17 protein-coding genes and 1 pseudogene are annotated in these 26,068 nt (G+C 60.3%); 9 read left to right on the forward strand and 9 right to left on the reverse strand.

Annotated features, from left to right (window positions below):
• Positions 1–85: 85 nt before the first annotated feature.
• Entirely contained in the window at positions 86–1,774 is a 1,689-nt protein-coding gene (locus ACPDZI_RS10425) for an ArnT family glycosyltransferase (RefSeq protein ID WP_438834485.1), read from the reverse strand.
• A gap of 1,029 nt (positions 1,775–2,803) precedes the next feature.
• Here ACPDZI_RS10425 and ACPDZI_RS10430 point away from each other — a divergent pair.
• The 7 genes and pseudogenes from ACPDZI_RS10430 (at position 2,804) to ACPDZI_RS10460 (ending at position 14,194) form a co-directional block, all read left to right on the forward strand.
• Positions 2,804–3,874, forward strand: a complete 1,071-nt coding sequence (locus ACPDZI_RS10430) for a helix-turn-helix transcriptional regulator (RefSeq protein ID WP_017408386.1) — start codon at positions 2,804–2,806, stop codon at positions 3,872–3,874.
• 84 nt (positions 3,875–3,958) lie between these two features.
• Positions 3,959–4,381: a CBS domain-containing protein gene (locus tag ACPDZI_RS10435; protein ID WP_438834486.1), complete on the forward strand. Its 423-nt coding sequence runs from the start codon at positions 3,959–3,961 to the stop codon at positions 4,379–4,381.
• Positions 4,382–4,607: 226 nt separating this feature from the next.
• Positions 4,608–8,507: an ATP-dependent RNA helicase HrpA gene (gene hrpA, locus ACPDZI_RS10440; protein ID WP_438834487.1), complete on the forward strand. Its 3,900-nt coding sequence runs from the start codon at positions 4,608–4,610 to the stop codon at positions 8,505–8,507.
• Positions 8,508–8,573: 66 nt separating this feature from the next.
• The gene (locus tag ACPDZI_RS10445; protein ID WP_194758829.1) at positions 8,574–9,428 is read left to right on the forward strand and encodes a hypothetical protein; all 855 of its coding nucleotides are present in this window, start codon (positions 8,574–8,576) and stop codon (positions 9,426–9,428) included.
• Between the two features lie 106 nt (positions 9,429–9,534).
• Positions 9,535–9,822 (forward strand): 50S ribosomal protein L25, encoded by a 288-nt coding sequence (rplY, locus tag ACPDZI_RS10450; protein WP_024945378.1) that lies wholly within the window; start codon positions 9,535–9,537, stop codon positions 9,820–9,822.
• A gap of 204 nt (positions 9,823–10,026) precedes the next feature.
• Positions 10,027–13,196 (forward strand): annotated as a pseudogene (locus ACPDZI_RS10455) (response regulator).
• Complete coding sequence (locus ACPDZI_RS10460) at positions 13,193–14,194, forward strand: response regulator (protein WP_076360736.1); 1,002 nt, start codon at positions 13,193–13,195, stop codon at positions 14,192–14,194. Before ACPDZI_RS10455 ends, ACPDZI_RS10460 begins: the two are co-directional and overlap by 4 nt.
• On the opposite strand, the gene ACPDZI_RS10465 is transcribed toward ACPDZI_RS10460, so the two are convergent.
• The 4 genes from ACPDZI_RS10465 to ACPDZI_RS10480 form a co-directional block, all read right to left on the reverse strand.
• Positions 14,184–14,828 carry an MBL fold metallo-hydrolase gene (locus ACPDZI_RS10465; protein WP_139750215.1) on the reverse strand — a complete coding sequence of 215 codons (645 nt, stop codon included), beginning with the start codon at positions 14,826–14,828 and terminating at the stop codon, positions 14,184–14,186. The two genes, ACPDZI_RS10460 and ACPDZI_RS10465, sit on opposite strands and share 11 nt — an antisense overlap.
• Before the next feature lie 27 nt (positions 14,829–14,855).
• Entirely contained in the window at positions 14,856–15,956 is a 1,101-nt protein-coding gene (mnmH, locus tag ACPDZI_RS10470; protein ID WP_438834488.1) for a tRNA 2-selenouridine(34) synthase MnmH, read from the reverse strand.
• Positions 15,953–16,990 carry a selenide, water dikinase SelD gene (selD, locus tag ACPDZI_RS10475; protein WP_276845705.1) on the reverse strand — a complete coding sequence of 346 codons (1,038 nt, stop codon included), beginning with the start codon at positions 16,988–16,990 and terminating at the stop codon, positions 15,953–15,955. Before selD ends, mnmH begins: the two co-directional genes overlap by 4 nt.
• Before the next feature lie 383 nt (positions 16,991–17,373).
• On the reverse strand, positions 17,374–18,558 hold the full coding sequence (locus tag ACPDZI_RS10480; protein ID WP_438834489.1) for an acyltransferase family protein: 1,185 nt from the start codon (positions 18,556–18,558) through the stop codon (positions 17,374–17,376).
• A 260-nt stretch (positions 18,559–18,818) separates the two neighbouring features.
• On the opposite strand from ACPDZI_RS10480, the gene ACPDZI_RS10485 reads away from it, so the two are divergent.
• Positions 18,819–19,463, forward strand: a complete 645-nt coding sequence (locus tag ACPDZI_RS10485; RefSeq protein ID WP_438834490.1) for a glutathione S-transferase family protein — start codon at positions 18,819–18,821, stop codon at positions 19,461–19,463.
• A gap of 474 nt (positions 19,464–19,937) precedes the next feature.
• On the opposite strand, the gene ACPDZI_RS10490 is transcribed toward ACPDZI_RS10485, so the two are convergent.
• On the reverse strand, positions 19,938–21,131 hold the full coding sequence (locus ACPDZI_RS10490) for a class I SAM-dependent methyltransferase (protein ID WP_024944750.1): 1,194 nt from the start codon (positions 21,129–21,131) through the stop codon (positions 19,938–19,940).
• A 105-nt stretch (positions 21,132–21,236) separates the two neighbouring features.
• Positions 21,237–22,667 carry a methyl-accepting chemotaxis protein gene (locus ACPDZI_RS10495; protein WP_438834491.1) on the reverse strand — a complete coding sequence of 477 codons (1,431 nt, stop codon included), beginning with the start codon at positions 22,665–22,667 and terminating at the stop codon, positions 21,237–21,239.
• A gap of 85 nt (positions 22,668–22,752) precedes the next feature.
• Here ACPDZI_RS10495 and ACPDZI_RS10500 point away from each other — a divergent pair, with 85 nt between their 5' ends.
• Positions 22,753–23,025, forward strand: coding sequence for an acylphosphatase (locus tag ACPDZI_RS10500; RefSeq protein WP_438834492.1), 273 nt, complete (start codon positions 22,753–22,755; stop codon positions 23,023–23,025).
• 83 nt (positions 23,026–23,108) lie between these two features.
• Here the strand turns inward: ACPDZI_RS10500 and ACPDZI_RS10505 are convergent, their stop codons facing one another.
• Together ACPDZI_RS10505 and metG are read right to left on the reverse strand one after the other, a co-directional pair.
• The gene (locus ACPDZI_RS10505) at positions 23,109–23,744 is read right to left on the reverse strand and encodes a glutathione S-transferase family protein (protein ID WP_029303002.1); all 636 of its coding nucleotides are present in this window, start codon (positions 23,742–23,744) and stop codon (positions 23,109–23,111) included.
• A gap of 206 nt (positions 23,745–23,950) precedes the next feature.
• Positions 23,951–25,984 carry a methionine--tRNA ligase gene (gene metG / locus ACPDZI_RS10510; RefSeq protein WP_438834493.1) on the reverse strand — a complete coding sequence of 678 codons (2,034 nt, stop codon included), beginning with the start codon at positions 25,982–25,984 and terminating at the stop codon, positions 23,951–23,953.
• Positions 25,985–26,068: the final 84 nt, after the last annotated feature.

Below are 26,068 nucleotides of genomic sequence, written 5' to 3' on the forward strand. Positions count from 1 at the left end.
GGTTTGCAAGGCGATAGCCGGTCTTGTTTGGTTGCCTGAAGGCGTACAACTGCGCAGTGCTAACCAAGCCATGTGGGAGCAACTATCAAGGGTGGCAGCGTCCCTTCACCCAATAGATGGCTCGGGCATCCTTGTCTACCCTGGGGTGGCCTGTCGCCAGTAGCCGGTAAGGCAGCCCTGCCAGCAACTCGGCCAGTTGAAACTGCGGATCATCCTGGTTGATGAGCAGGCTGGTATAGAGGGGGTCCTGGCAGGTCAAAATAGCATTGAGTCGGGTCTTGTCGACATTGGTTATTTGCCAGTTGCCATATACCGAGAATAATCCGCGTTCGGTTTCACCAAATTGCCAGCCGGCAATATTGGCGCGTTGTGCTATCGGTATTTTAAACAAGAAGTATTGGGTGTCATCTTTCTTATTCTTGGCGGCATCAATGGCGGGGTAGGCCAGAATAAATGTCAGCATGAACATAATACCGGCAGCGCTGGCCAGCAAGGTCGCGCCATGTATTTCACGCCAGCGCCACAACTGTTCTACTGCGAATATAAGCAATATGGCCGCAAATACATGCCGCCAACCCAGCGTACTGATGACCCTGAGCACCTTGTCGGGTATTTCCAGCGGCAACAGCGGCAGATAAAAGGGGGCCGTCAGCAGCGCCAGTGCAAACAGGAACATGAACAAGGTCCAGCCACGGCCATAACCATTGAGCCAGCGAGGCCAGCAGACGCTCAGTTGCCCGATCATCAGGGCAAAGACCGGCATCAGTGGAAAGAGGTAGAGAGTCCGCTTGGTGGAGGCAATGCTGAGCAGCAGCAGGGTGCCCAGCGCCCAGCTCAGCAGAAACAGGCGGGAGGTGCTCCACTGCTTTTGCCTCAGGGTCTGCCAGCACCAGAGCAGCACCAGGGGCAGCCAGGGCAGGGTGTATTCGGCCAGCCCGCCAAGGTAAAAGAGGTATTCACCGGGCTTGATGTGACCGAGTTCGGTCGAGCTGCCCGTCAACCTGCCCACCTGATTTTGCCAGAACCACTGCTGCCAGAGCGACTCCCCTTCAGGATGCTGCCACAGGGCCAGCAGCCAGCCGGCGATAGGGGTGATAAACAGAAGGGTCATGCCGAGGTGCTGTATCACGAAGCGGCCTCCCTCCTGGCGTGCAAGATGGCGTTTGAGTGCCGGCAGAAACAGCGCCAGCCAGCCGAAGAAGAGGGTGATGGGGCCGATGGGGCCCTTGACCAGAAAGCAGAGGGAGAGCCCAAGCCCTGCACACCAGAGCATGTGCTGGCGATCCGCCAGATACCATTCGGCAAATGCCCACATGGTGAAGGCGACGAAAAAGGCGAGGCTGGTATCGACCCGGATCCAGTGGCTGTTCATGATGAAGCCTTCCATGGTGCCCAGAGCGATCACCGACCAGAGGGCGGCAGTGCTGGAGCCCAGTACCCGTCTGGCCAACAGGCCGGTGAACAGCAGGGTTGCCATGGCCCACAGCACCCCCACCAGACGCAGCGCCACAGTGACGCCGAGGTTGTCGTGCAGCAGGGCAAGAAAGGGAATGGTGAGGATGTAATAGAGGGGCGGTTTTTCGATGAAGCTGCTGCCGCCCAGCGTCGGGATGGCCAGTTCACGGCTGGTGAACATCTCCCAGGCGATGGCCGCCTCGCGAGGCTCGTCGGGGGTCCACAACTGGTGCCCAAACTGGCCCATCAGGGTGATGGCCAGCACCATCAGCAATAAGCCGTACAGATGCGTATTCGGGGCTGTGCTAGTGGGCTGCATGAGGGCCTCTCGGCAGGCAAGGCTGCGTTTTGACAACGAACGGTCTGACACCCGTGGTTTGAGAATGGGTCATGGTATATCCATATTGATAAAGGCTCACCACACTAAAATGTCGATGTTCAATCTAGTATCACATATTCTTATGGATGCTAATGAACAAGTTGTTACCAAATATTACTTAAGACGTTTGCCTTTATTGTGGCGAGACATTTTGTCTTGCTCTGTCATTTGTCAAAGAAATGCCTTTGTGGGTTTATTTACACTTTTGGCTTGGTCATCGCTGAGATGCTTGGCGAGCCATGGATGAACATACCGGCCATATATTGATAGTGCTGGCTGCTTCTATTTTTTTATTTTTCATACCTATTTTCTGGAGCTTAATATGCGGGGCTCCTGATGGAAGATGAACCAGGTATCGAGGTCATCGCGAAGGTTAGGTAGAGCAGATGGCATTGTGTTGGGATCTTCGTCTTGATCAGAGAGCCATCAACATGAGGGGCGATACCCCCTTTGGGGTGCTCATTTTGCAGTCAGATCACCACCCACTGATCCACGTTGACCAGGACGATGCTGGCGACGAAGGTCAAGATAACGCGCTTCGAGTTGCCGAGAGGATCTTGCTGGTTGCCCGCAGCTATCCGGATAGGTTGCAGCCAATGCATTCGAATGGCGGAGTGCGTCGTGCCGGCGGCAGGCCCAGAATAACTAAGCCTGCGACCCGGCTGGCGGGATGATTTTGTTGCGGCAGTGCAACTTGTCGCAGCAAATGGCGCGAGATGAATGCTTTTACGCGCAATCAACCGTCAGGTGGGCCTGTTACCTGGCTGCAGGCAAACCGAACATCAGCGACAAAAATCATATAAAACATTAACTTGGATTTAAGATTTTCGCTTTCGAAGACGCTTATGTCGTTTCATCATTACTATTTATGGATCAGTTATAAAACCTTTGTTCATTTGACTACTTTTCGCGTTTCTCATTGCAGAGTAAGATGCCACTTCAATAAAAATAAGAATTAGGAGTTCGGGTGTGAAGGCATTAGTAAAAGAAAGGGTATCGCCCTATATAAGCCAGTTATATGAGTGCGGTATTAACGATTCTGACATTAAGTTGGTAGTGGATCAGTTCCGCTCCGACGTGTCGGGCAGTTCGTCGCTGTTCCTATTGCGTGATGATGACAAGAGCGACGGCATCAAGCTCTTCGCGAGCGGGTTGACCGAGGCCCAGCAGCAGTTCTACGTCCAGCACCATCGCCAGGATGTGTGGTTCAATCACTATCTGGACAAGGGCTGCCAGGGGATCGTCAGCGCCAACACGCTGTCCAACTCGGCGGGTCTGCTGGCCAGCTTCGGCGCCCAGTTCGCGGCCGGTGGTGTCTGCCGGGTGAAGGGGCGGGGACTGAGCAGCCTGTGTACCTATCGGGCGGCTACCCAGGATGATTTCAGTGCCCAGGAAATTTCTTCCCTTGGCGAAGTTTATTCTGGCCTCGCGGCCTGGAGCCACCATTATTGGAACCTGCTGGCCCTGGAAACCCAGAATTATCAGCTGCAACAGCTGGTGAAAAACCACAATAAGCCCAGCGCCATCGTGGATGACAAAGGGCATATTCATTATTCCAATGTGGCCTTCAATCGTATTGCCGACGAGAACGTGGAGTTGCGGGCAGGCAATGGTATTTTCTCGCTGCAAAATAAGGAGCAGCAACGCCAGTTCAAAGAGATATTGAATGGTTTTGCCTATCTGCTGCCCGGTGCCAGCGCTTATATGTCCATTCCCCGTCAGCCCAATCTGCGGCCGTTGCTGATCCAGTGCACTTTGATGAGCGGTCTCAACCGCTTCGAGCGGTATGTGGAAGTGGTGCTGCGAGATCCAGAGCACTCCTTCAACCCCGACATCGAAGCGCTGGCGAGTCTCTATCCGCTCACTATCGGCGAGAAAGAGTTGCTGGTGCTGATGAGCAAGGGTTACAGCAGCAACGACATCGCGGAGCTGCGCGGTGTCAAGGTGGAAACCGTGCGCTCGACCCTGAAAGGGGTCTTCAAGAAGACCGACTGCCACAGCCAGAACGAGCTCTTGCTGTTGCTGCAATCCATCTCCTGATCCATGCAAGCTATGCTTGGAGTGAGCCGGACATAGTGCCCGGCTCGCGCCTCCCGGCCGGGAGGCAGGTTGGGGGAATGCACGATGGAATCACTCAAGGCAAAGGATTACATGCAGACTCGCCCCATCACCTTCATCGCGGAGATGATGGTGCAGACGGCGGTGGAAAAATTTCTCAACAGCCGCCAGCTTGGCGGCCCCGTAGTTGATGAGCGGGGTCACTTGGTTGGCTGGGTCTCCGAGCAGGACTGCATTGCCGTCATGTTGAAAGAGGCCTATCACTGTGAACAGGTGGCCCAGGTACGGGATGTGATGCGCAAGGAGGTGCTGGCCGTCGGCCCTGATACCAGCATTCTTGAGCTGGCGGAGATGATGATGGGGCAAAAACCCAAGATCTACCCGGTGGTTGAGGAGGGGCATCTACTCGGAGTCATCAGCCGCCACGACGTGATGCAGGCCATCCACGCCCAGCTGGGAACCTGCTTCGTCCACAAGGCGCGCGCCTGAGCCCGGTTGATGGACGTACTGATGTCATCCCAAGAGCAGGCATCTGGCCTGCTCTTTCTTATTGTGATGGTGAATGCCGACATGAAGACTTTGCTGCCCGGATAACGTCTCTTTCATCCTCCTCACGGCCGCTTTAAGGCTTGCACCCTCCGGCCTCGCTCTTTAGGATCGCTCGAAGCTATCGATATGGCCCTATTGCCGGGCACTCTTTTAAGGAATTAGTACCTTGTCTCTCTCTATCGAGGCGCTGCGCCGCCGTCTCCCTGCCTGCATGAATCTCGACGCCCGCCGTCTCTCCAGCCGTCTGCACGGGGTCAAGAAGCTGCCTGAGGGCAAACAAGCCGCCGTGCTTGAGACCATCGCCGCTGACCTGGATGCGGCACAGGCACGTTACCAGTCCCGTCTGGCCGGAGTGCCCAAAGTCACCTATCCGGACAATCTGCCAGTCAGCCAGAAGCAGGCGGAGATCGCCAAAGCCATTGAAGAGCATCAAGTGGTGATCATCGCCGGGGAAACCGGTTCGGGCAAAACCACCCAGATCCCCAAGATTTGTCTGGCGCTCGGGCGTGGGGTGAAGGGCTTTATCGGCCACACCCAGCCACGCCGTCTGGCGGCCCGCACTGTGGCGGCCCGTATTGCCGAGGAGATGGAGTCCGAACTCGGTCACTACGTGGGCTACAAGGTGCGCTTTACCGATCAGGTGAGCGAGCAGACCCACATCAAGCTGATGACCGACGGTATCCTGCTGGCGGAGATCCAGAACGACCGGATGCTCACCCAGTACGATACCATCATCATCGATGAGGCCCACGAGCGCAGCCTCAACATCGACTTCATTCTGGGCTATCTCAAACAGCTGCTACCAAAACGCCCGGATCTCAAGGTGATCATCACCTCGGCCACCATAGACCCGCAGCGCTTCTCCCGCCATTTCAACAAGGCGCCGGTGATCGAGGTCTCCGGTCGCACCTATCCGGTGGAGGTGCGCTACCGTCCACTCACCAGTGACAAGAGCGAAGGGCTTGAAGAGCGTGACGAGCTGCAGGGGATTTTCGATGCGGTGGAAGAGCTGGCCCGCGAAGGGCTGGGGGATATCCTCATCTTCATGAACGGCGAGCGGGAGATCCGCGATACCGCCGATGCCCTGCGCAAGCTCAATCTGCGCGATACCGAGGTGCTGCCGCTCTACGCCCGCCTTTCCAACGCCGAGCAGAACAAGGTGTTCCAGCAACATGCCGGACGGCGCATCGTACTGGCCACCAACGTGGCGGAGACCTCGCTGACGGTGCCGGGCATTCGCTATGTCATCGATCCGGGCACGGCCCGCATCAGCCGCTACTCCTGGCGTACCAAGGTGCAGCGCCTGCCCATCGAGCCGGTCTCCCAGGCCAGTGCCAACCAGCGTAAAGGGCGCTGCGGTCGGGTGGCGGATGGTATCTGTATCCGCCTCTACTCGGAGGAGGATTTCAATAGCCGTCCCGCCTTTACCGACCCCGAGATCCTGCGCACCAACCTGGCATCGGTCATCCTGCAGATGCTGGCGCTCGGCCTTGGCAATATGGAGGCGTTCCCCTTCGTCGAGCCGCCCGAGTCGCGCCATATCAAGGATGGCTTGACCCTGCTCAAAGAACTGGAGGCGGTGAGGGAATTGCCCGCCACCGGCGATCGCGAAGCGAAACTGCAGCTGACCGATATCGGTCGCCAGCTCTCGCGCATCCCCCTTGATCCGCGTCTGGCGAAGATGGTGATCAGCGCGGCGCAGACCGGCTGTCTGAGCGAGGTGATGGTGATCACCGCTGCCCTCAGCATTCAGGATCCCCGCGAGCGGCCCATGGAGAAGAAGCAGGCCGCCGACGAGCAACACAGGCGCTTTGAGGACAAGGATTCCGACTTCCTCGCCTTCGTCAATCTGTGGAACTACCTGAAAGAGCAGCAGGATGCCCTGGGCAGCAACCCGTTTCGCCGCATGTGCCAGAAGGAGTTTCTCTCCTACCTGCGGGTGCGCGAGTGGCAGGACATCCATTTCCAGCTGCGTCAGACGGTGAAAGAGCTTGGTTTTAAAGCCAACCATGAACCGGCGGATTTCAAGACGGTGCACTGCGCGCTGCTGACCGGCCTCTTGAGCCATATCGGCAACAAGGATCTGGAAAAGCCCGAGTTCCTTGGCGCCCGCAACGGCCGTTTCCACCTGTTCCCGGCTTCGGGTCTGTTCAAGAAGCCGCCCAAGTGGGTGATGGCCGCCGAGCTGGTAGAGACCTCGCGCCTCTATGCTCGCATCAACGCCAAGATTGAACCCGAGTGGGTGGAGCCATTGGCAGGGCACCTCATCAAGCTGCACCACTGCGACCCCCACTGGTCGAAGAAAAATGGCGCCGTGATGGCCAAGGAGAAGGTGACGCTTTATGGCCTGACTCTGGTCAACGAGCGCACCATCAACTTCAGCCGTATCGATCCGGCGCTGTGCCGCGAGCTGTTTATCCGCCGCGCCCTGGTGGAGGGGGATTTCGAGACCCGCCACCGTTTCTTCAGCGATAACCGCAAGCTCCTGGCCGAGGTGGAGGCGCTGGAGCACAAATCCCGTCGGCGCGACATACTGGTGGATGACGAGGACCTGTTCCGCTTCTACGATGCCCGTTTGCCGGAGGAGGTGATCTCCGCTCGCCATTTCGACAAGTGGTGGAAAGAGGCGCAAAAGCGGGACGCCGAGCAGCTCAACTTCGAAAAAGAGATGTTGATGAAGGGGGATGCGGCCCACATCAGCGATCTCGACTACCCCAACTTCTGGCAGCAGGGGCGCCTCAAGCTCAAGTTGACCTATCAGTTCGAGCCGGGGGAGGCGGCGGATGGCGTGACCTTGCATATTCCGCTGCCGCTCTTGAATCAGGTGGAGGTGAAGGGGTTCGAGTGGCTGATCCCGGGTCTGCGTCATGAGCTGTTGGTGGCCCTCATCAAGTCGATGCCAAAGCCGATGCGCAAGAACTTCGTGCCAGCGCCGAACTATGCCGATGCGCTGCTCGCCAGCATCAACCCCGAGCAGGGGCCGCTCTTGGACGAGATGGAGCGTCAGCTGCGCCGCATGACCGGCGTGACCGTGCCCCGCGAATCCTGGGACTGGTCTGCGGTGCCCGATCACCTCAAACTCACCTTCCGGGTGGTGGACGACAAACACAAGATGGTGGCGGAAGGTAAAGATTTGGAGGCCTTGAAAGAGTCGCTGCGCGGCAAGGTGCAGGAGACCCTGTCACAAGTGGCGGACGATGATATCGAGCAGTCCGGTCTCACCCTGTGGAGCTTTGGTGAGCTGCCGCAAGAGTACAGCCAGAAGCGGGGCGGGTTCGAGGTGAAGGCCTATCCGGCCCTGGTGGATCAGAAGGATTCGGTCGCCATCCAGCTGGTGGAGAGCCCGGTGGTACAGCAGCAGCTGATGTGGGCTGGCCAGCGCCGGTTGGTACTGCTCAACGTACCATCGCCCATTAAATATCTGCAGGAGAAGCTGCCCAACAAGGCCAAGCTGGGGCTCTATTTCAACCCGTTTGGCAAGGTGGCCGAGCTTATCGATGACTGCATCGCCTGCGGCTGTGACAAGCTCATCGAGCAGCACGGCGGCATGGCGTGGGACGAAGCCGGTTTTGAGGCGCTCAAGGAGTATGTTCGCGCCGAGCTCAACGATGCGGTGGTGGAGGTGGCCAAGCAGGTGGAAGCCGTGCTGACGCTATCCCACGAGATCAAGAAGCGGCTCAAGGGCAAGATGCAGCTCGACACCGCCTTTGCCATGTCCGACATCCAGCAGCAGCTCGGCAACCTCATCCACAAGGGCTTTGTCACCGAGACCGGCTGGCAGCGGCTGCCTGACTTGCTGCGCTACCTGCGGGCCATCGAGCGTCGTCTCGAGAAGCTCGCCATCGATCCTAACCGGGATCGGGTCTACATGCTCAAGGTGCACAGCGTGGAGTCGGAGTACAAGGCGCTGCTGGCCAAGATCCCCAAATCCCAGCTTATTCCCACCGAGGTGGCCAATATTCGCTGGATGATCGAGGAGCTGCGGGTATCGTTTTTTGCCCAGAATCTGGGAACCCCCTATCCGGTCTCCGATAAACGGGTGCTGAACGCTATCGCTCAGTGCTAATCTGCTGTAAAGGAGAGGGGCCGGTGCCGTGTTGCCGGCCGGTTGGACGCTGACGGAGGAGCAAGGATGCTTGGAATCTGGTTAGGGATGGCGATGGTCAACATCAGTGGCTATCAACCCATTGCCGAGCAAACCTGGGTGCAACTGAACCCGGAATACTACCCGCTGCAACGCACCCCGCCCGCCATGTTTGTGGCCTGGCGGGGCAATCAATTTCCCACTCTGGAACTCAAGAAGAAGAAGGGGCGCTGGCAGGTGCTGTTTCCGGCCAGGTTGGTGCCCCCATTCGATCTGTTCGAAGGGGAGGCCGAGCTCTCCAAGGCCTATCTGGCCAGGTTAAGGCGCATTGACGAGGCGGCCTACGGGCTGGCCCCTGTTGCTACTCCCACATACCAGCACCATGTACAGCAAGAGGTGGCCACCCTCGGCGTGCCCTTCATGGTCGAGTTTGCCGCGCCGCAGCAACCGGGTCAGCCCCGTAGCAATAGTACAGAGGATGCCGAGCCCCTGCTGGCCGTTCTGAATCTGCGAGCCGCGGACTGGCAAGCGCCTGCGACGCTGCTTGCTCAAGCTGGTGAGGAGCAGGATCCCGTGGCGAGCGAGCCGACCGGTAGTACCCTCACGCTGGCGGCACCAGCGGCGGGCGGCAAACGGGTTTGTCATCAGGTTGCGGCGGGGGAGACGCTCTGGCGCATCGCCGCCATGCTGGCCCAGAGCGGAACCGTGACGGGGGCGGCGGGAGATACCTACAGCTATCTGCTGGCCATCGTCGATGACAATCGCGCACTGATGGGCAACGGCATTCGGGTCAAGGCCGGAGACACCCTGTATTGTCCGGCGCCGCAGACCCTGGCCCGCTTCGATGCCCTGAGCCCGGCCCAGCGGCAGCAGCGCTTTGCCCGGTTGGAGCAGGGGCGTTAAGGTCTCTTGTCACTGTTCGGGGCCCGTGATAGTATGCGCCCTCGTTTTGCGAGGTGCTGACCGGTCGCAGTCAACACCATACATTCATCTATATGAGATAAACATTATGTCTTTCGTATTCCAAGCTGAAGTCCGTTCTGACCTGGGGAAAGGTGCGAGCCGCCGCCTGCGTCATGCTGACCAAGTTCCTGCCATCGTTTACGGTGCAGGCAAAGAAGCCCAGTCCATCACTGTTGACCACAAGAAATTCATCCTGGCCCAAGAAAAGCCAGAATTCTACGAGTCTGTACTGACTCTGGTTATCAACGGCGAAGAAGTTAACGTGAAAGTGAAGGCTATCCAGCGTCACCCGGTACGTTACAAGCTGGTTCACCTGGACTTCGTTCGCGTCTAATCGACAACGAACGTTCCAGTAAAGAGGCCACCCAAACGGGTGGCCTCTTTGTTTTTACAGCATTTTTCCCGATAAAAATAAAATACTCAAATAGTACTGTTAGTCTTTACTTGTGGGCATGATTGACAGCAGTACATCAACTGTGATGCTCTGGCATCTATAACGTATTCGAACAAGTCCAAATACGGGGTAATGTTGACCGTGATGAAGGGAATCATACGGGGATATTTCCTGCTGTTCACACCCATTCTGGTACTGGTTTTAGTGGGTGGGTATCTGCTGGGTGACGCACTGATCGAGCGCGAGCTCTTCCGTGTACGCAGCGATGAGAACACCTTCCTGTCGCTCGCCAGCGGTCGTCTCGATGACGAGTTGGCGGTCCCGCTGCGCCATGTGCGTAGCATGTCTGAAGAGCCCATCCTGCTCGAGGCGGCGGGTCGCAACGAGCGTGGCAACATTGCCGCCCAGTTTACCGTGCTGATGAACCGCAATCCTGACTATGCCCAGGTGCGTTGGCTGGCGCCGGATGGCATGGAGTTGGTGCGCTTCAATCGTCAGGGCCAGCATCTGCAGCGTGTGCCTGATGACCAGTTGCAAAACAAAAAGGATCGTTACTATTTCCGCGATGCCATGGCGCTGCCCTGGGAGCGGATCTACGTCTCGCCGCTCGATCTCAACGTCGAGCAGGGGGTGATCGATCGCCCTTTCAATCCCATGATCCGTATTGCCAAGCGCCTGCGCCTGGGAGAGCGCGATCTGGGATTGCTGCTTATCAACGTGCATGCCGGCCGTATGCTCAAGGTCTTCGCCAACAGCAGTGGCAGAGCCGCCGATCACACCATGCTGCTCAATCAGGATGGTTATTGGCTGCGCAGCCCGGATCCGGCACAAGAGTGGGGCTTCATGCTCGAGCGTCCGGATCTCACCCTGAAGCAGTTTTCTCCCCAGGCCTGGCAGGCATTCTTGGGGGCTTCGAGCGGCCAGGTTGAGCTCGCCGACGGTCTGTGGAGCTGGACCACGCTGTACCCGGCACTGAATCACGATCAGCTGGCCTGGAAGGCTGCCTCCATGGTGCCACGCAGCGAGCTGCTGGCCATTCGCACTCACATCTGGGGGATCATCTCGGCCACTTGCGCCATCTTGCTGTTGCTGTTCGGCGCCGCAGTGGCCTCGTTGGTGCTCAGCCGGCATCGGGAGCAGCTGGCGCAGCAGGAGGCAGCCAGACTGGCGCGGGTCAAAGGGGATTTCATCGCCAACATGAGCCACGAGATCCGTACCCCCATGAACGCCATCATGGGGCTGGCCTACCTGCTCGAGCAGGGGGGCTCGACGATGGCCAGCGCGCCCTGGTGCGCAAGATCCATCAGGCTGGGCAGGCTCTGCTCGGGATCATCAACGACATCCTCGATTTCTCCAAGATTGAATCGGGCCGGCTCGAGCTCGAGCAGGTGCCATTCAGCCTGGAAGAGGTGCTCGATCATGTGGCGGCCATCATGTCCACCTGCGTTGGCAACAAGCATCTCGAGCTGGTGGTGAGCAGCGCCCCCGAACAGGCTGCCCACCTGGTTGGGGATGCCCTGCGCCTCGAGCAGATATTGCTCAACTTGACCGGCAACGCCATCAAGTTCACCGAGCGCGGGGAGGTGGAAGTCAAGGTCGAGCTGGAAGCGGAGCAAGACGGCATGGTCACCTTGCTATTTCGGGTGCGCGACACCGGGATCGGCATTCCGCCCGAGCAGCAGGCCAACATCTTCAATGCCTTCTCCCAGGCCGACTCCTCTACCAGTCGCCGTTTTGGGGGAACCGGGCTTGGCCTGACCATCAGTCGCCGTCTGGTAAACCTGATGGGGGGCGACATAGGCGTCACCAGCGAACTGGGCAAGGGGAGCGAGTTCTGGTTCCGTGTCCGGCTGGAGCAGGTAGAGCGGCCAGAGGCTTTCCACGAGCGGCTGCAACACGTCTCGCTGCTTATCGCCGACGACAACCAGGTGACCCGCGACACCTTGTCGATGACGGTGGGCTCCCTCGGCTGGCAGTCACGGGTGGTGGAGTCGGGCGAACAGGCCTTGCACCATCTGCTGCGGCAGGGGGAGCGTTTCGACGTGATCCTGCTCGACTGGATCATGCCGGGCATGGACGGTCTCGAGACCTGCGTGGCCATTCGCCAAGCCTTCGAGCAGCAGGATCGCTCGCCCATCATCATCATGGCAACGGCCTATTCCCAGGAAGAGTTGATGCGCCGCCCCGGCTCGGAGCAGGTGGATCTGGTGCTGCACAAGCCGGTCACCGGCTCCAGCCTCTACAACGCGGTGGCGCGCCTCATTCATGAGAAGCGCGAGCATGTGGATCTGCTGGAGAGCGGCCAGCGCCGTCTGCGCCTGCCTGGCGTTCACATACTGCTGGTCGATGACAGCGACATCAACCTGGAGGTGGCAACCCGCCTGTTGCAGCGGGAGGGGGCCGAGGTGATCACCGCCATCGACGGGGAGCGGGCCCTGGCCTGTCTTGCCGACCCGACGCAGCGTATCGATCTGGTGCTCATGGATGTGCAGATGCCGGTGATGGATGGCTACGAGGCGACCCGTCGCCTGCGCCAGCTGCCGGGACACAAGGAGACGCCCGTGCTGGCACTCACGGCCGGGGTGTTCAAGGATCAACGCGAGGCGGCGCTGGCCTGTGGCATGAACGATTTCATCGCCAAGCCGCTCGACGTGGAGCAGCTCATTGCGACGCTGCTGCGTTACCTGCCCGACAGCGTGGTGCCGCTCACGATCAACGACGCGCCACCTACCGTGGAGCCGGTGGCCGGCATCGATATCGATACCGGGCTTCGCAACTGGGGCGAGGCCTCCGTCTATCTCAAATACCTGCGCCGATTCCGTGATGACTACATGACGGTCGGTACCGTGCTGCCGGACTACATCGCCCAGCACGAGACTGATGCTGCCGCGAGCCTGACTCACAAGCTCAAGGGGGTGGCGGGCAGCCTGTCGCTCACTGATGTGGCGCGCATCAGTGCAGAACTGAATGAGGCCATCGAACAGGGTGGGGACACCAGTCAGCTGATGGCTCCCTTCCTTGAGGCGCTGGAGCGGGCGCAGCAGGCCATCGACCTCTATGCCGAACGCGAGCCGGGGGCCGTCAGCTCCCCGCTGGCGCAGGGGGAGGCGCAGGAGGTGTGCCTGCATGCCCTGCGTGAGGCCCTTGCAAGCGAGGATCTGGAACTGATTGAGCCGGCGTTGGGCCAGGCCAAGAGTTACTTGCCGGCTGAGCTGGTGAGCGAGATCAGTGCGGCCCTGGAGCTGTTCGACATCCAACTCGCGACCTGCAAGCTGGAGGGGTATCTGGACAATCGGGAGGCACCTGGATCATGAATCGACCGCGCGTGTTGATCATCGACGACGAGCCGAGCAACCTCGGGCTGTTGCGGCAAATCCTCAAGGAGGAGTACAGCCTCTTTTTTGCCAAGGGTGGTGAGGAGGGGCTGGCCGCCGTGGCGCGCCACGAACCGGCCCTGATCCTGCTTGATGTGCGCATGCCTGACATGGACGGCTACGAGGTGTGCCGCCGGCTCAAGGCCGATCCGGCCCATGCCGGGATCCCGGTGCTGTTCATCACGGCGAGCGACAACCCGGACAGCGAGAGCCAGGGGTTCGAAGCGGGCGGGGTGGATTACATTTACAAGCCGGTCTGTCCAAGCACGGTACGCGCCCGGGTGCGCACTCACCTCTCGCTGGTACGCCTCGATCAGCTCGAGCGCAGCTACCGGACCGCCATCGTGATGCTGAGCGAGGCGGGTCACTACAACGACACCGACACCGGGGTACATATCTGGCGCATGGCCGCCTACGCCAGAGCCCTTGCTGACGCTGCGGGCTGGAGTGCGGAGCAGTCCGAGTTGCTGGAGCTGGCGGCCCCCATGCACGACATGGGCAAGATTGGGATCCCCGATCACATCCTCAAGAAACCCGGCCCCCTCACCGAAGAGGAGTGGGCCATCATGCGCACCCATCCGCGCATCGGGTACGAAATCTTGAAGCGCTCAGACGGGCTCATCTTTCGCATGGCGGCAGAGATTGCCCTGCATCACCACGAGAAGTGGGACGGCTCGGGTTACCCCGCAGGAGAAACCGGCGAAGGGATCCCCGAGGCGTCGCGGATCGTGGCCATCGCCGATGTGTTTGACGCCCTGAGCGTGCGTCGCCCTTACAAGGAGCCCTGGCCCCTGGAGCAGGTGCTGGCGACGATGCGTGACGGTGCTGGCCAGCACTTTGATCCCCGGCTGCTCGCCTGTTTTCTCGAGATCATGCCGGAGATCTTGCGCCTCAAGGCCCAGTGGGACACCCGCGAGGAGCGGGGGATCACCAGATAGGTTGCGTCAGGTAGGGATTGCTTGCCTGCTCGCGGCCGAACGTCGAGCTGGGACCGTGGCCGGGGATGAAGACGATGTCATCGCCAAGGGGCAGCAGGGTCTCGGTGATCGATTTAATCAGCGTCCCGTGATCGCCACGGGGAAAGTCGGTCCGACCTATGCTGCCGGCAAACAGCACGTCACCCACCCAGGCAAGCCGCTCGGTTTGAGAGAGCAGCACCACATGGCCCGGGGTGTGGCCTGGACAGAAGTACACCTCCAGCTCGCATTGACCCACCTTTACCTTGTCACCTTGCTCAAGCCAGTGATCCGGCGTGAATGCGGGGGTATGGGCGAAGCCGAACATCTGGCTTTGCTGGGGCAGCATGTCGAGCCAGAACCCATCCTCTTTGTGGGGGCCGGTGATAGCCACCCCGGTTTTCTCCCGCAACTCGGCAGCGGCACCCACGTGATCCAGATGACCGTGAGTCAGCAGGATATGGGTTAGGGTCAGCCCGCGTTTGGCGATGGCGGCCAGCAGCTTGTCCGCTTCGCCGCCTGGATCGATGAGGGCAGCCTGATGGGTCTCATCACACCAGATGAGGGAGCAGTTCTGGGCAAACTGGGTGACCGGGATCACCTCGAATTTCAACATATGGGGTCCTCTTAATGGGCCGCTGATTCAGGCGCGCTGCTTAGCAAAGAAGTCGAGACAAGCCTGCTTGTCACCCTGAAAGAGGATGCGCTCGCGCTTGTTGCCAAGCTGGTAAAGATACATGGGATCGTAATAGCGGGTCAGCAACAGGGTGATCCAGGCCAGGTGCAGCGAGGTATCACCGCTGCTGGCTTGCTTGGCGAGCGCGCTCTGCATCAGGGCGTCCAGCTCGCGATGGGCTTGATCGCCGAGCCGGCGCTTGAGTCTGGCCAGTGCATCGGTCAGGTAGGCGGCAAACAGTGGCCAGCCCTCTTCGGTGCCAAACATCGCCTGATAGCGCAGCCAGAGATCGTGCACATAGTCCTGGCGGATCTGTTCGGCGCGCTCTTCTTGCGGCACCTCGACCACCACCAGCGGCGCCTGGCTCATGGCATCGAACAGTGGATTGGGGAGGCAGCAGCGGCCGATGAGGCGGCTCTCGTCTTCCACTACGAACGTCTGCTCGCCCTGATGGCGGCGCTTGAGCAGCTCGATGGCCAGGTTGTTTTCAAAGTTGATATTGCTGGGCTGGCCGCCAGGCAGCTGGCCAAACGACGACCCCCTGTGATGGGCATGGCCTTCCAGATCCAGTGCCTGAGCCACCTCGGCCAGCATGTGGGTCTTGCCGGAGCCGGTCATGCCGGTCAGCACGGTCCACTGGCACTGCGCCGCCGCACCATCGAGCGTGTCGATGAGGAAGCGGCGCAGATCCTTGTAGCCGCCAGCTATCCGCGGGCGGGTGACCCCCGCCTCATGCAGCCACTGCTGCACCGTTTGCGAGCGCAGGCCGCCGCGAAAGCAGTAGAGCACGGCATCCGGCTGCTGGCGCAGCTGGGCCAGCCAGCCCTCGAGGCGTTCGGCCCGCACGGCGCCACCGACCAGTTGATGGCCCAGTGCGATGGCGGCCGCCTGCCCCTGCTGCTTGAAGCAGGTACCGACCTGGGCACGCTCATCATCCGTCATCAATGGCAGATTGGTCGAGCAGGGGAAGGCCCCCTCCTTGAACTCGATGGGGGCGCGCAGGTCGATGAGCGGAACGTCATCGAGAAAAATCCGGGCGTAATCCGTGGCCAGTGGCAGTGCACTCATTGGACAACCTCGATGAACTGGTTGCCGGTGCGGGCCTGCAGCTGGCCGATGGAGGAGAGGGTCAGCCCTGCCTGTGCGGCAATGGCGAGGAGCTCGGCTTCACTTTCTTTACCTACGGCTACCAGCAGGCCGCCGCTGGTCTGCGGGTCGCACAGGATGTTGCGGGTGCGATCATCCATGGCGTCCAGCTTGTCGCCATAGGAGTCGAAGTTGCGCAGGGTACCGCCCGGTACGCAGCCCTCACTCAGGTAGTAATCCACCTCGTCCAGCAGCGGCAGCGCCTTGAAGTCCAGGCGGGCACTGACGCCGGACCCTTCGCACATCTCCAGCAGATGGCCGGCCAGACCAAAGCCGGTCACGTCGGTCATGGCATGCACGCCGGGCAGTTCGGCAAAGCGCTGGCCAATCTTGTTGAGGGTGCACATGGCGTTGGGTGCCAGTTGCTCGTGCTCGGGTTTGAGCTTGCCCTTCTTCTGGGCGGTAGTGAGGATACCGATGCCAAGCGGCTTGGTCAGATAGAGGGTGTCACCCACCTTGGCGGTGTCGTTCTGCTTGATGGCATTGAGCGGCACGATACCGGTCACCGCGAGGCCGAAGATGGGCTCGGGGGCATCGATGCTGTGGCCACCGGCCAGAGAAATACCTGCTTCGTGGCACACCTGACGGCCGCCGTCGATCACCTGCTGGGCTACTTCCGGCGCCAGGGTGTTGATGGGCCAGCCGAGGATGGCGATGGCAACGATGGGTTTGCCGCCCATGGCGTAGATGTCGCTGATGGCGTTGGTGGCGGCGATGCGACCGAAGGTGAAGGGATCATCGACGATGGGCATGAAGAAGTCGGTGGTGGAGACGATACCCTGACCGTTGCCAATATCGACCACGGCTGCGTCATCCTTGCTGCTGTTGCCGACCACCAGCGCCGGGTCGTCAAAGCCCGGGATCTGGCTCTTGAGAATGGTGTCGAGCACCTTGGGAGAGATTTTGCAGCCGCAGCCAGCGCCGTGGCTGTATTGGGTCAGACGAATGGAAGACATACTTTCCCCTTGTGTGTGCAAACTTGCGTGTACAAATAAGTGCAGCGGCTCTGTGGAGCCGTCAAATGTGCGCGTATGCGCGCGAAATTCGGGTGGCCTTGGCTGGCGTTGAGCGCAGCGATGTCAGGCAGCCGTGCAAGGCAGTCTGGCAGGACGGGGGAGGAGAGGCGACAGATGCGCCGGCGCAGCCCCGCCAAGGGCCACAGGACGGGCCATTATGCCACAAATGGCCGCTCTGGTTCGAACTGGAATTCACACAAAGCGCAGGGAATTGGCGGGTTTAGAGGAAAGGGTCAGCCTTCGCCATGACGCAGGCAAAGCTCTCCCCAAGGTAGCCCCGAAGGCGAGCCATGCTGCCATCGGGGCCATCTTTGGTGGGGAGCTTAGCCGGCTTGCTCCATCACCGGCTGGCGAGTCTTGCCGAGCCTGCGCAGGCGCCGTTGCAGCGGCCGCTCCAGCAGGGTGTAGCTCAGCGCCGAGAGCCCGATCAGCACCGCCAGCATCAACAACGTGGCCAACACACCTAGCAAGGGGTTGGTCTGGGCATACCACCACTCGGTGAGCCCTGGCGCCAGATAGTGGATGAGCTCGCAGCCGGTGAGCAGCACCAGCGCGTGCAGCAGGTAGATGGAGTAGGAGAGATCCCCCAGCCAGTTGGTGAAGCGGTTATCCAGGAGGCGCAGCAGCGGGCTCTGGCGATCGCCCTGGCAGGCGGCAATCCAGATCAGCAACACGTAGGCGCTGATCAGCAGCAGGGTCAGCTGCGGCGTCATGGTGAACTGCATCAGCGCGAAGAGGAGCAAAAAGGCGAGCAGCAGCGGCAGATCCCGCTGCATCATGGGCCACTGGCGGGCAGCCTTCACCTTCGGCAGCAGCCAGAGGCCGAGCACGAATTCACTCACCCCGCGCCCGATGGCCAGCGCCCCGCTGGTGACATCCAGGGTACCGCGACTGTGCACGATAAAGGCTAGCACCGTCAGGGCCAGCAAGGGGGCGAGGTTGCTCCAGCGGCTGCGGGTGACGGCGAGGGGAATGAGCAGCGGAAACAGCAGATAGCTAATCCATTCCACGCTGAGCGACCAGGCGGCGAAGTTCCAGGTCAATCCGTGATCGGTCACCACCTGCAGCAGCAACAGGCTGCTTGGCAGCGCCTCGGCCGGGGTAAAGGGTGAGCCGAACGGAGGCATTCCTTCCCACTCCCACATCTTGAACAGGGGGCCGGCGTAGAAGCCAATCCCATGGTGGGCCTTGTAGAGCTCCCAGCCCACCAGCAGCAGCAGGGTCACCAGGTAGAGGGGATAAACCCGGGTCAGCCGCAGCCAGAGGAAGCGGCCATAACCAATGGTGCGGGGCGTGCGGGCGAAGGCCTCCCCGTAGACATGGGCCAGCACCAGCCCGCTCAAAATAAAGAAGAGATCGACCCAGAGGTAGCCGTTCTCGATGAGTTGGGTGTGGCCGGCGATCGACTCCATCCACTGGGGAAAGAGCAGCAAGCGGGCGTGGAACAGCACCACCATCAGGGCAGCGATGCCCCGTAGCGGCGTCAACAGCGGCAATGATTGATTCATGACGGGATCCTTGATGATGTTCAGCTTGGCCTGACATCGATTTTTGTTGTGGTGCCGCTCATCAACCCTGATGAGTCGGCTGCCCCGGCTTGGTGGCCACAGGCGGGATCACCCTACCTAAAAGAGAGCCATACGGGTGTGATTTTCGTCATGAATGCGCATTTATCATCCAAAAACCAGCAAGGAATAAGCGCTGCAGTGAAAGTGAAGAGCGGATCTAGACTAGGGACGTCATTCATCAGCGTGCAAGGCGCGTCCCGATGAAACTCTCTGCCCATCCTTTCTCATCCTACAGCCAGAAGGTGTTGATCGCCCTCTACGAGAATGCAGGCCCGTTCGACTGCCTGAATCTCGAAGAGCCGGCGGCCAACGCCGAGCTTGCCGCCCTCTGGCCGCTCAAGCGCTTCCCGGTGCTGCTTGATGATGGCCGCTGCATCCTCGAGAGCAGCACCATAGTGTCCCATCTGCAGGCGCACCACCCGGGCTCCGTCTGCCTGATCCCGCCTGGCGATGCGGGTCTGGAGGTGCATATGCTGGATCGCGTCTTCGACAACTATGTGATGACGCCGATGCAAAAAGTGGTGCTGGATGCGCTGCGCCCGGTCGCGGATCGCGACCGCTATGGCGTAGTGGAGGCCCGCGAGCTGCTCGATCAGATCTACCCCTGGCTCGATCAGCGGCTGGCAGGGCGCCACTGGATTGTCGGCGCTGGCTTCACGCTGGCCGATTGCGCCGCCGCACCCTCGCTCTTCTACGCCGACTGGGCCCACGAGATCCCCGTTGGCTATGGCCGCCTGCGTGCCTATCGCGCCCGGCTGCTTAGCCATCCCTCCATCGTGCGGGTGGTGGAGGAGGCAAGGCCATTTCGACACTATTTCCCGCTGGGCGCGCCGGCGCGTGACTGAGTGGGATGGTTTGTGGTGGGCGGGGCATTGCCGCTCCGGGCAATGTGCGAGGCGGACAGGGGCAAACCGCAGGGGAAAAACAGAAATATTCATTCAGATGATTGAGTATGCGTTTATGACCGATATTTCCCCGAGTAATTTTTAATGTTGATGCGTAATATTTCATGTTTTTGCATAAAGCAAATGCCTGGAATGTCCCTGCTGGTGGGCTGTGTATGCCATGCCAGGGGGGAAAGAGAGGTGAGAATCGGGTTAACGATGTGGCAACCCTTGATTGAGGATGGCTGTAGTCAGTTGACGAGGAGGGATAGTGGTCCCCATCGTTGTTGATGGCAAAGTCGGGGGGAGGTTATCTCTTTGGCGGCCGCATAAAAAAAGCCCGCTTTGATCGCGGGCTTTTTGATGGCTTGCTGGACCCCGTCCTGGCCCGGATCTGGAACCGGGGACAAGGGGGGCAGCGCTGGTCTGCTCGGCTTAGCGGGCGCGCACTACCAACCCCTTGAGGTAGAAGCCTTCCGGATAGGCGGTACCGATGGGGTGATCGGATGCCTGGGACAGGAGCTCCAGGATCTGGGCATCGCGACCGGCATCGAGCGCTGCATCGGCAACGATCTTCTGGAACAGGCTCTGCTCCATCAGGCCGGAGCATGAGTAGGTCAAGAGCACGCCACCCGGCGCCAACAGCTGGAACGCCAGCATGTTGATGTCCTTGTAGCCGCGGCAGGCACCCAGCAGCTGGGCCTTGCTCTCGGCAAACTTGGGCGGATCCAGCACGATGACATCGAACTTCTCACCCTTCTCGCGGTATTCACGCAGCAGCTTGAACACGTCGTGACGAACGAACTGGGTGTTGCTGGTATCCAGACCGTTCAGCTCGGCGTTCTGGCGGGCGATATCTAGCGCATTCTGGGAGAGATCGACGTTGACCACCTCTTTGGCGCCGCCCTTGAGGGCATAGACGCCAAACCCACCGGTGTAGCAGAAGCAGTTGAGCACCCGCTTGCCTTCGGTGTACTTGGCGGCAGCCTGACGGTTGTCCCGCTGATCCAGATAGAAACCGGTCTTGTGGCCGTTGCGAATGTCCACCAGGATCTTGACGCCGCCATTCTCCTCGATCACCACCGGCTCGGTCGGGGTCTCGCCATAGATGACACCGGTGCGCTCTTTCAGCCCTTCCTTCTTGCGTACCGCCACGTCGGAGCGTTCATAGATGCTGCACTCGGGGTAGAGAGTGCGCAGTGCTTGCGTTATCAGATCGCGCTGGAACTCGGCGCCGGCGGAGAGAATTTGGCACACCAGAAAGTCGGCATAACGGTCGATGGTCAGACCCGGCAGGCCGTCGGATTCGGCGGCGCACAGGCGATAGCCGGTGAGGCCCTGACGCTTGATGAGCCCGTCGCGGGACTCCTGGGCGTATTTGAGGCGACGGATGAAGAAGTCGAGATCGACGGTTTCATCTTTGTCGAAGGTCCAGACCCGGGCGCGGATCTGGGAGCTACCGGACCAGGCACCGCGGGCGAGCCACTTGCCATCCTGGGTGTAGATCTCGACGGTATCGCCATCGATGGGGTTGCCCTGTACCCGCTCGATCCCCTTGGAGAAGATCCAGGGGTGGCGACGCAGCAGGGATTTTTCGCGGCCTTTGACGAGATAGATGGAAGCGCTCATGGGGGTTGCCAGATGGTCAAAAGAAAAGGGGCCACATTCTATGTGGCCCGCTGGCAAAACTCAAACAACCTTGGTAGATAGCGTCAGGCTCTGGGAGCTTGCTAATCAGATTTTTAGCCCTTTCAATGCCTGCGCAAGCTCGGTGGCGGTAGCCTTGAGGCCGGCGGTGCCGGCCACCGAGGCGCTGGCGGACTCTTCCACCTGGCCCGCTTCGTGGCGCACCTGATCCAGATTACGGGTGATCTCCTCGGCCACCGAGCTCTGCTGCTCGCTGGAGGTGGCGATCTGGGTGCTCATCTCCAGCACCGCATCGCTGTGGTTGCTGAGTTTGTCGATGTCGAGCCCCACTTCGCTGATCAAGGCCTGGCTGCTGGCGGCGCGACCTACGGTTTTCTCCATGATGTCGTTCAGCGCCCCGGTGCCGGCCTGCAGCTCTTCGATCATCTGCTGGATCTCCACCGTGGCCTGCTGGGTGCGGCTGGCGAGGGTGCGTACCTCGTCGGCCACCACCGCAAAGCCGCGGCCCTGCTCGCCGGCGCGGGCCGCCTCGATGGCAGCATTGAGGGCCAGCAGATTGGTCTGCTGGGAGATGGCATTGATGACGTTGACCACTTCGTTGATGCGATTGGCATTGTGGGTCAACCGTTCCACCGCGCCGGAGGCGTTGCCGATCTCGTCGGCTAGGGTGCGGATGGCGGCGATGGTGTGAGATACCCGGGCGGCGCCGTTGGCCGCCTCTTCGCTCGACTGACGGGTCTGCTGCAGAGTGTCGTTGGCGTTGCGGGCCACTTCGCGGATGGCGGCGGACATCTGCTCCATGGCGGCTGCCAGGGAGTCCATGTGCTGGCGCTGGGAGCGGGCCATGGTTTCACCCTCGCTGGCATGATCGCGAAACTCGTCGGCGGCCAGGGTGAGCGCCTCGGCGGACTCTTCCACCAGTTGCACTATCTTGTGCTGGCGGTCGGTAAACCTGTCGATGCTGCCCGCCAGAATGGAGAACTCATCGCGCACCGGGAAGAAGTTGAGGCGGAAGGTGAGATCGCCATCCGCCACGGTCTGCAGCGCCTTGTTGGTGGAGTAGAGCGCACCGGAGACAAAGGTCATCAGGTAGTGGGTGACCAGGGCCAGCAGGGCAGCCAGCACGGCGATGATGGTGAGCGTGATGCCCTGACCATCCCACATGGAGTAGCGGGAGGCATCCAGAGTGCCGGTGACGACCCCGGCCTGACCGGCGCTGACGCTGTATCGATAGATGTCGCCCTGCTGGGTTAACCCTGTATTGCCGGTCGGGCTCAGGGTGAGCTCGGCTGGCAGGGTGAGACCGGCGTGCTGGCTCGATAGCTGGGCGCTCAGTTCGACCCGCTGCTTGAGCTGATCCAGGCGCAGCTGCATCTGTTGCTGATGGCCGTCGGCCAGCAGATACCAGCTGAGAAAGGCGATGAACAGCAGTGGGCACCAGAAGGTGATGAGAAATTTTTCGCTGATCGTGAGGTGAATGAGATAACGGTCAACCCACCGAAACTTTACTTCTTTCATAATGGTATTGCGTCCTGCAAGGGGATGAGAGTGTCGCGCTCATTATCGCCTTGGGGGGAAATTTCTTAAGGGGAAGGTGTGAGAAATGGGAGAGCAATCGTTTGTCGTGCGAGTGTGGGGCCTGGTTCAGGGGGTGGGGTTTCGTTACTTCACCCGGGAGCGGGCGCTGCAACTGGGGCTGCGGGGCCACGCCTACAACCTGGAAGATGGCTCGGTGGAGCTCCTCATCTGCGGGCCGGAGCAGAGCGTGCAAATGATGCTGGGCTGGCTGGAGCGCGGGCCGCGTACCGCCGAGGTGACCCGGATGGAGTATGAAGCGGCGCCACCACCCAAGGGAAGCGGCTTTCATACCAATTGAGTGCTTGCCACACCAATGACGCCGAACAGCCATGAAAAACGGGAACCACACAGGCTCCCGTTTGCATCGATGGCACTCTTGAGTCAGCCGGCCTGGGCGGCATCGGCGATGGCCTGGGTCTTGGCCAGCACCGCCTGCAGGGCGGGGCGTTTGGCCAGACGATCCCGATAGGCCGCCAGCTTGGGGGGAATGGTCTGCTCGAAGCGGGTGGCCCACATCAGGGTATGGGCCAGCAGCAGATCGGCGATGGTGATCTGCTCCCCCAGCAGGTAACCCTGCTCGGGTACCCAGGATTCGGCGATGGCCGCCGCCTTGTCGAACTCCCACTTGGCGGTGGGGAAGATGGCCGGCAGACGCTGGGCCTCTGGCAGGGCGAAGCGGTGCTTGCCGATGGTCCACAGCGGCTGCTCCAGCTCGCAGGTGATGAAACTGACCCACTGGGCGTGCAGCGCCGAGGCCTGGGTTCCTCTGGCTGGCAGCCAGTTTGGGCCATACACCTCGGCCAGGTACTGCATGATGGCGGCAGATTCGGTCAGCACGAATTCCCCGTCCTTGAGCACCGGCATTTTGCCGCTCGGGTTGAGGGTCAAAAACCAGTCGCTGCGGTTCTCGCCCTTGGCGAAGTCGAGAAACTGGAACTGCCACGCCACGTCCAGCTCTTCCAGTAACCAGGATACGCGCAGGGCCCGGCTGACGGGGGTGCCATATAAGGTGATCATGCTTGCTCCTTGCCTGATGAAGGGGGCCATGGGCCCGAAGTGAATCGCCAGTCTAGGCAAATTACCCGGGTGCAACAAGCACCGAAGGGGTGAAGCGCGCAACACCCAGGGCGTTCAGTGGAGAGAGGAAAGAGGGAAGGGGGGCGAAGAGGGCAAATAAAAGGGAGGCCGCAGGCCTCCCTCGTTGCTTGATGACCGGGCTGCGCTTACTTGACGCGCATGCCGGGCTGGGCGCCTTCTTGCGGCTCCAGGATCCAGAGATCCTTGCCGCCCGGGCCTGCCGCCAGCACCATGCCTTCGGACATGCCAAAACGCATCTTGCGCGGCGCCAGGTTTGCCACCATTACGGTCAGTTTGCCTTCCAGATCCTCCGGGTTGTAGGCGGACTTGATGCCGGCAAACACCTGACGGGTCTCGCCGCCGATATCCAGTTGCAGCTTGAGCAGCTTCTCGGCTTCCGGTACCGCTTCGGCCTTCTTGATCAGCGCCACCCGCAGGTCAATCTTGGCGAAGTCGTCATAGGTGATGGTTTCGCTGATGGGATCATCAGCCAGCGGGCCGCTCACTTTCGGTGCCTGCTCTTTGGCCAGATCTTCCTTGGATGCCTCGATCATGGCTTCAATCTTGGCCGGCTCGATGCGGGAGAAGAGGGCCTTGAACGGTGCAACGGTGTGATCGACCAGCGGCATTTCGACACCATCCCAGCTGAGGGTTTCGGCCAGGAAGGCTTCGGCACGCTCGGCCAGCAGTGGCATGACGGGCTTCAAGTAGGCCATCAGCACGCGGAACAGGTTGATGCCGACGGAGCAGACCGCCTGCAGCTCGGCGTCAGCCCCTTCCTGTTTGGCGATAACCCAGGGCGCCTTGTCGTCCACGTAGCGGTTGGCCTTGTCGGCCAGCGCCATGATTTCGCGGATGGCACGGCTGAACTCACGGCTCTCATAAGCCTCGGCGATGGCGGTACGGGCATTGGCGAATTCGGCATAGAGTTCGGGCTCGGCGCAGGTTGCCGCCAGCTTGCCGCCAAAACGCTTGGCAATAAAGCCGGCGTTGCGGGAGGCGAGGTTGACCAGCTTGTTGACCACGTCGGCGTTGACACGGGCGACGAAGTCATCGAGGTTCAAGTCCAGATCGTCGATGCGGCTGTTGAGCTTGGCGGCGTAGTAGTAACGCAGGCACTCCGGATCCAGGTGGTTGAGATAGGTGGAAGCCTTGATAAAGGTGCCTTTGGACTTGGACATCTTGGCACCGTTGACGGTCACGTAGCCGTGCACGTTGACCTTGGTCGGCTTGCGGAAACCGGCGCCTTCCAGCATGGACGGCCAGAACAGGCAGTGGAAGTAGGCGATATCCTTGCCGATGAAGTGATAGAGCTCGGCCTCGGAGTCCGCCTTCCAGTAGCTGTCGAAATCGATGTCGCCGCGCTTGTTGCACAGGTTCTTGAACGACGCCATGTAACCGATGGGGGCGTCCAGCCAGACGTAGAAGTACTTGCCCGGTGCGCCGGGAATTTCGAACCCGAAGTAGGGGGCATCACGGGTGATGTCCCACTGCTGCAGGCCGCTTTCGAACCACTCCTGCATCTTGTTGGCCATCTCTTCCTGGATGGCGCCGGAGCCGCGCACCCACTCTGCCAGCCATTTTTCAAACTGCGGCAGATCGAAGAAGAAGTGTTCGGAGTCCTTCATCACCGGGGTGGCGCCGGAGACGGCGGATTTCGGATCGATCAGCTCAGTCGGGCTGTAGGTCGCGCCGCAGCTGTCACAGTTGTCGCCATACTGTTCCGGGGACTTGCACTTGGGGCAAGTGCCCTTGACGAAACGATCCGGCAGGAACATGGACTTTTCCGGATCGAACAACTGGGAGATGGTGCGGCTCTTGATCTTGCCGCCGGCCTGCAGACGACCGTAGATAAGCTCCGCCAGCTTGCGGTTCTCGTCGCTGTGGGTGGAGTGATAGTTGTCAAAACTGATGTTGAACCCGGCGAAGTCGGCCTGGTGCTCCTTGGAGACGGCCGCGATCATCTCTTCCGGGGTGATCCCCAGCTGCTGGGCCTTGAGCATGATCGGGGTGCCGTGGGCATCGTCGGCACAGACAAAGTGCACCTGGTGACCGCGCATTCGCTGATAACGAACCCAGATATCGGCCTGGATGTGTTCCAGCATGTGGCCAAGATGGATGGAGCCATTGGCATAGGGAAGGGCGCAGGTTACCAGCATTGTACGAGGATCAGTTGCCATATAGTCGTTCTTGATGTGCTTGTTGGGATGATAGAGTGCCGTGCATGTTACCCGAATTGGGGGTAGCCTGCCTAGGGTTGTGGC

The sequence above is a fragment of the Aeromonas oralensis genome, from assembly GCF_049665575.1.
GTDB classification, from domain to species: Bacteria; Pseudomonadota; Gammaproteobacteria; order Enterobacterales; family Aeromonadaceae; genus Aeromonas; species Aeromonas hydrophila.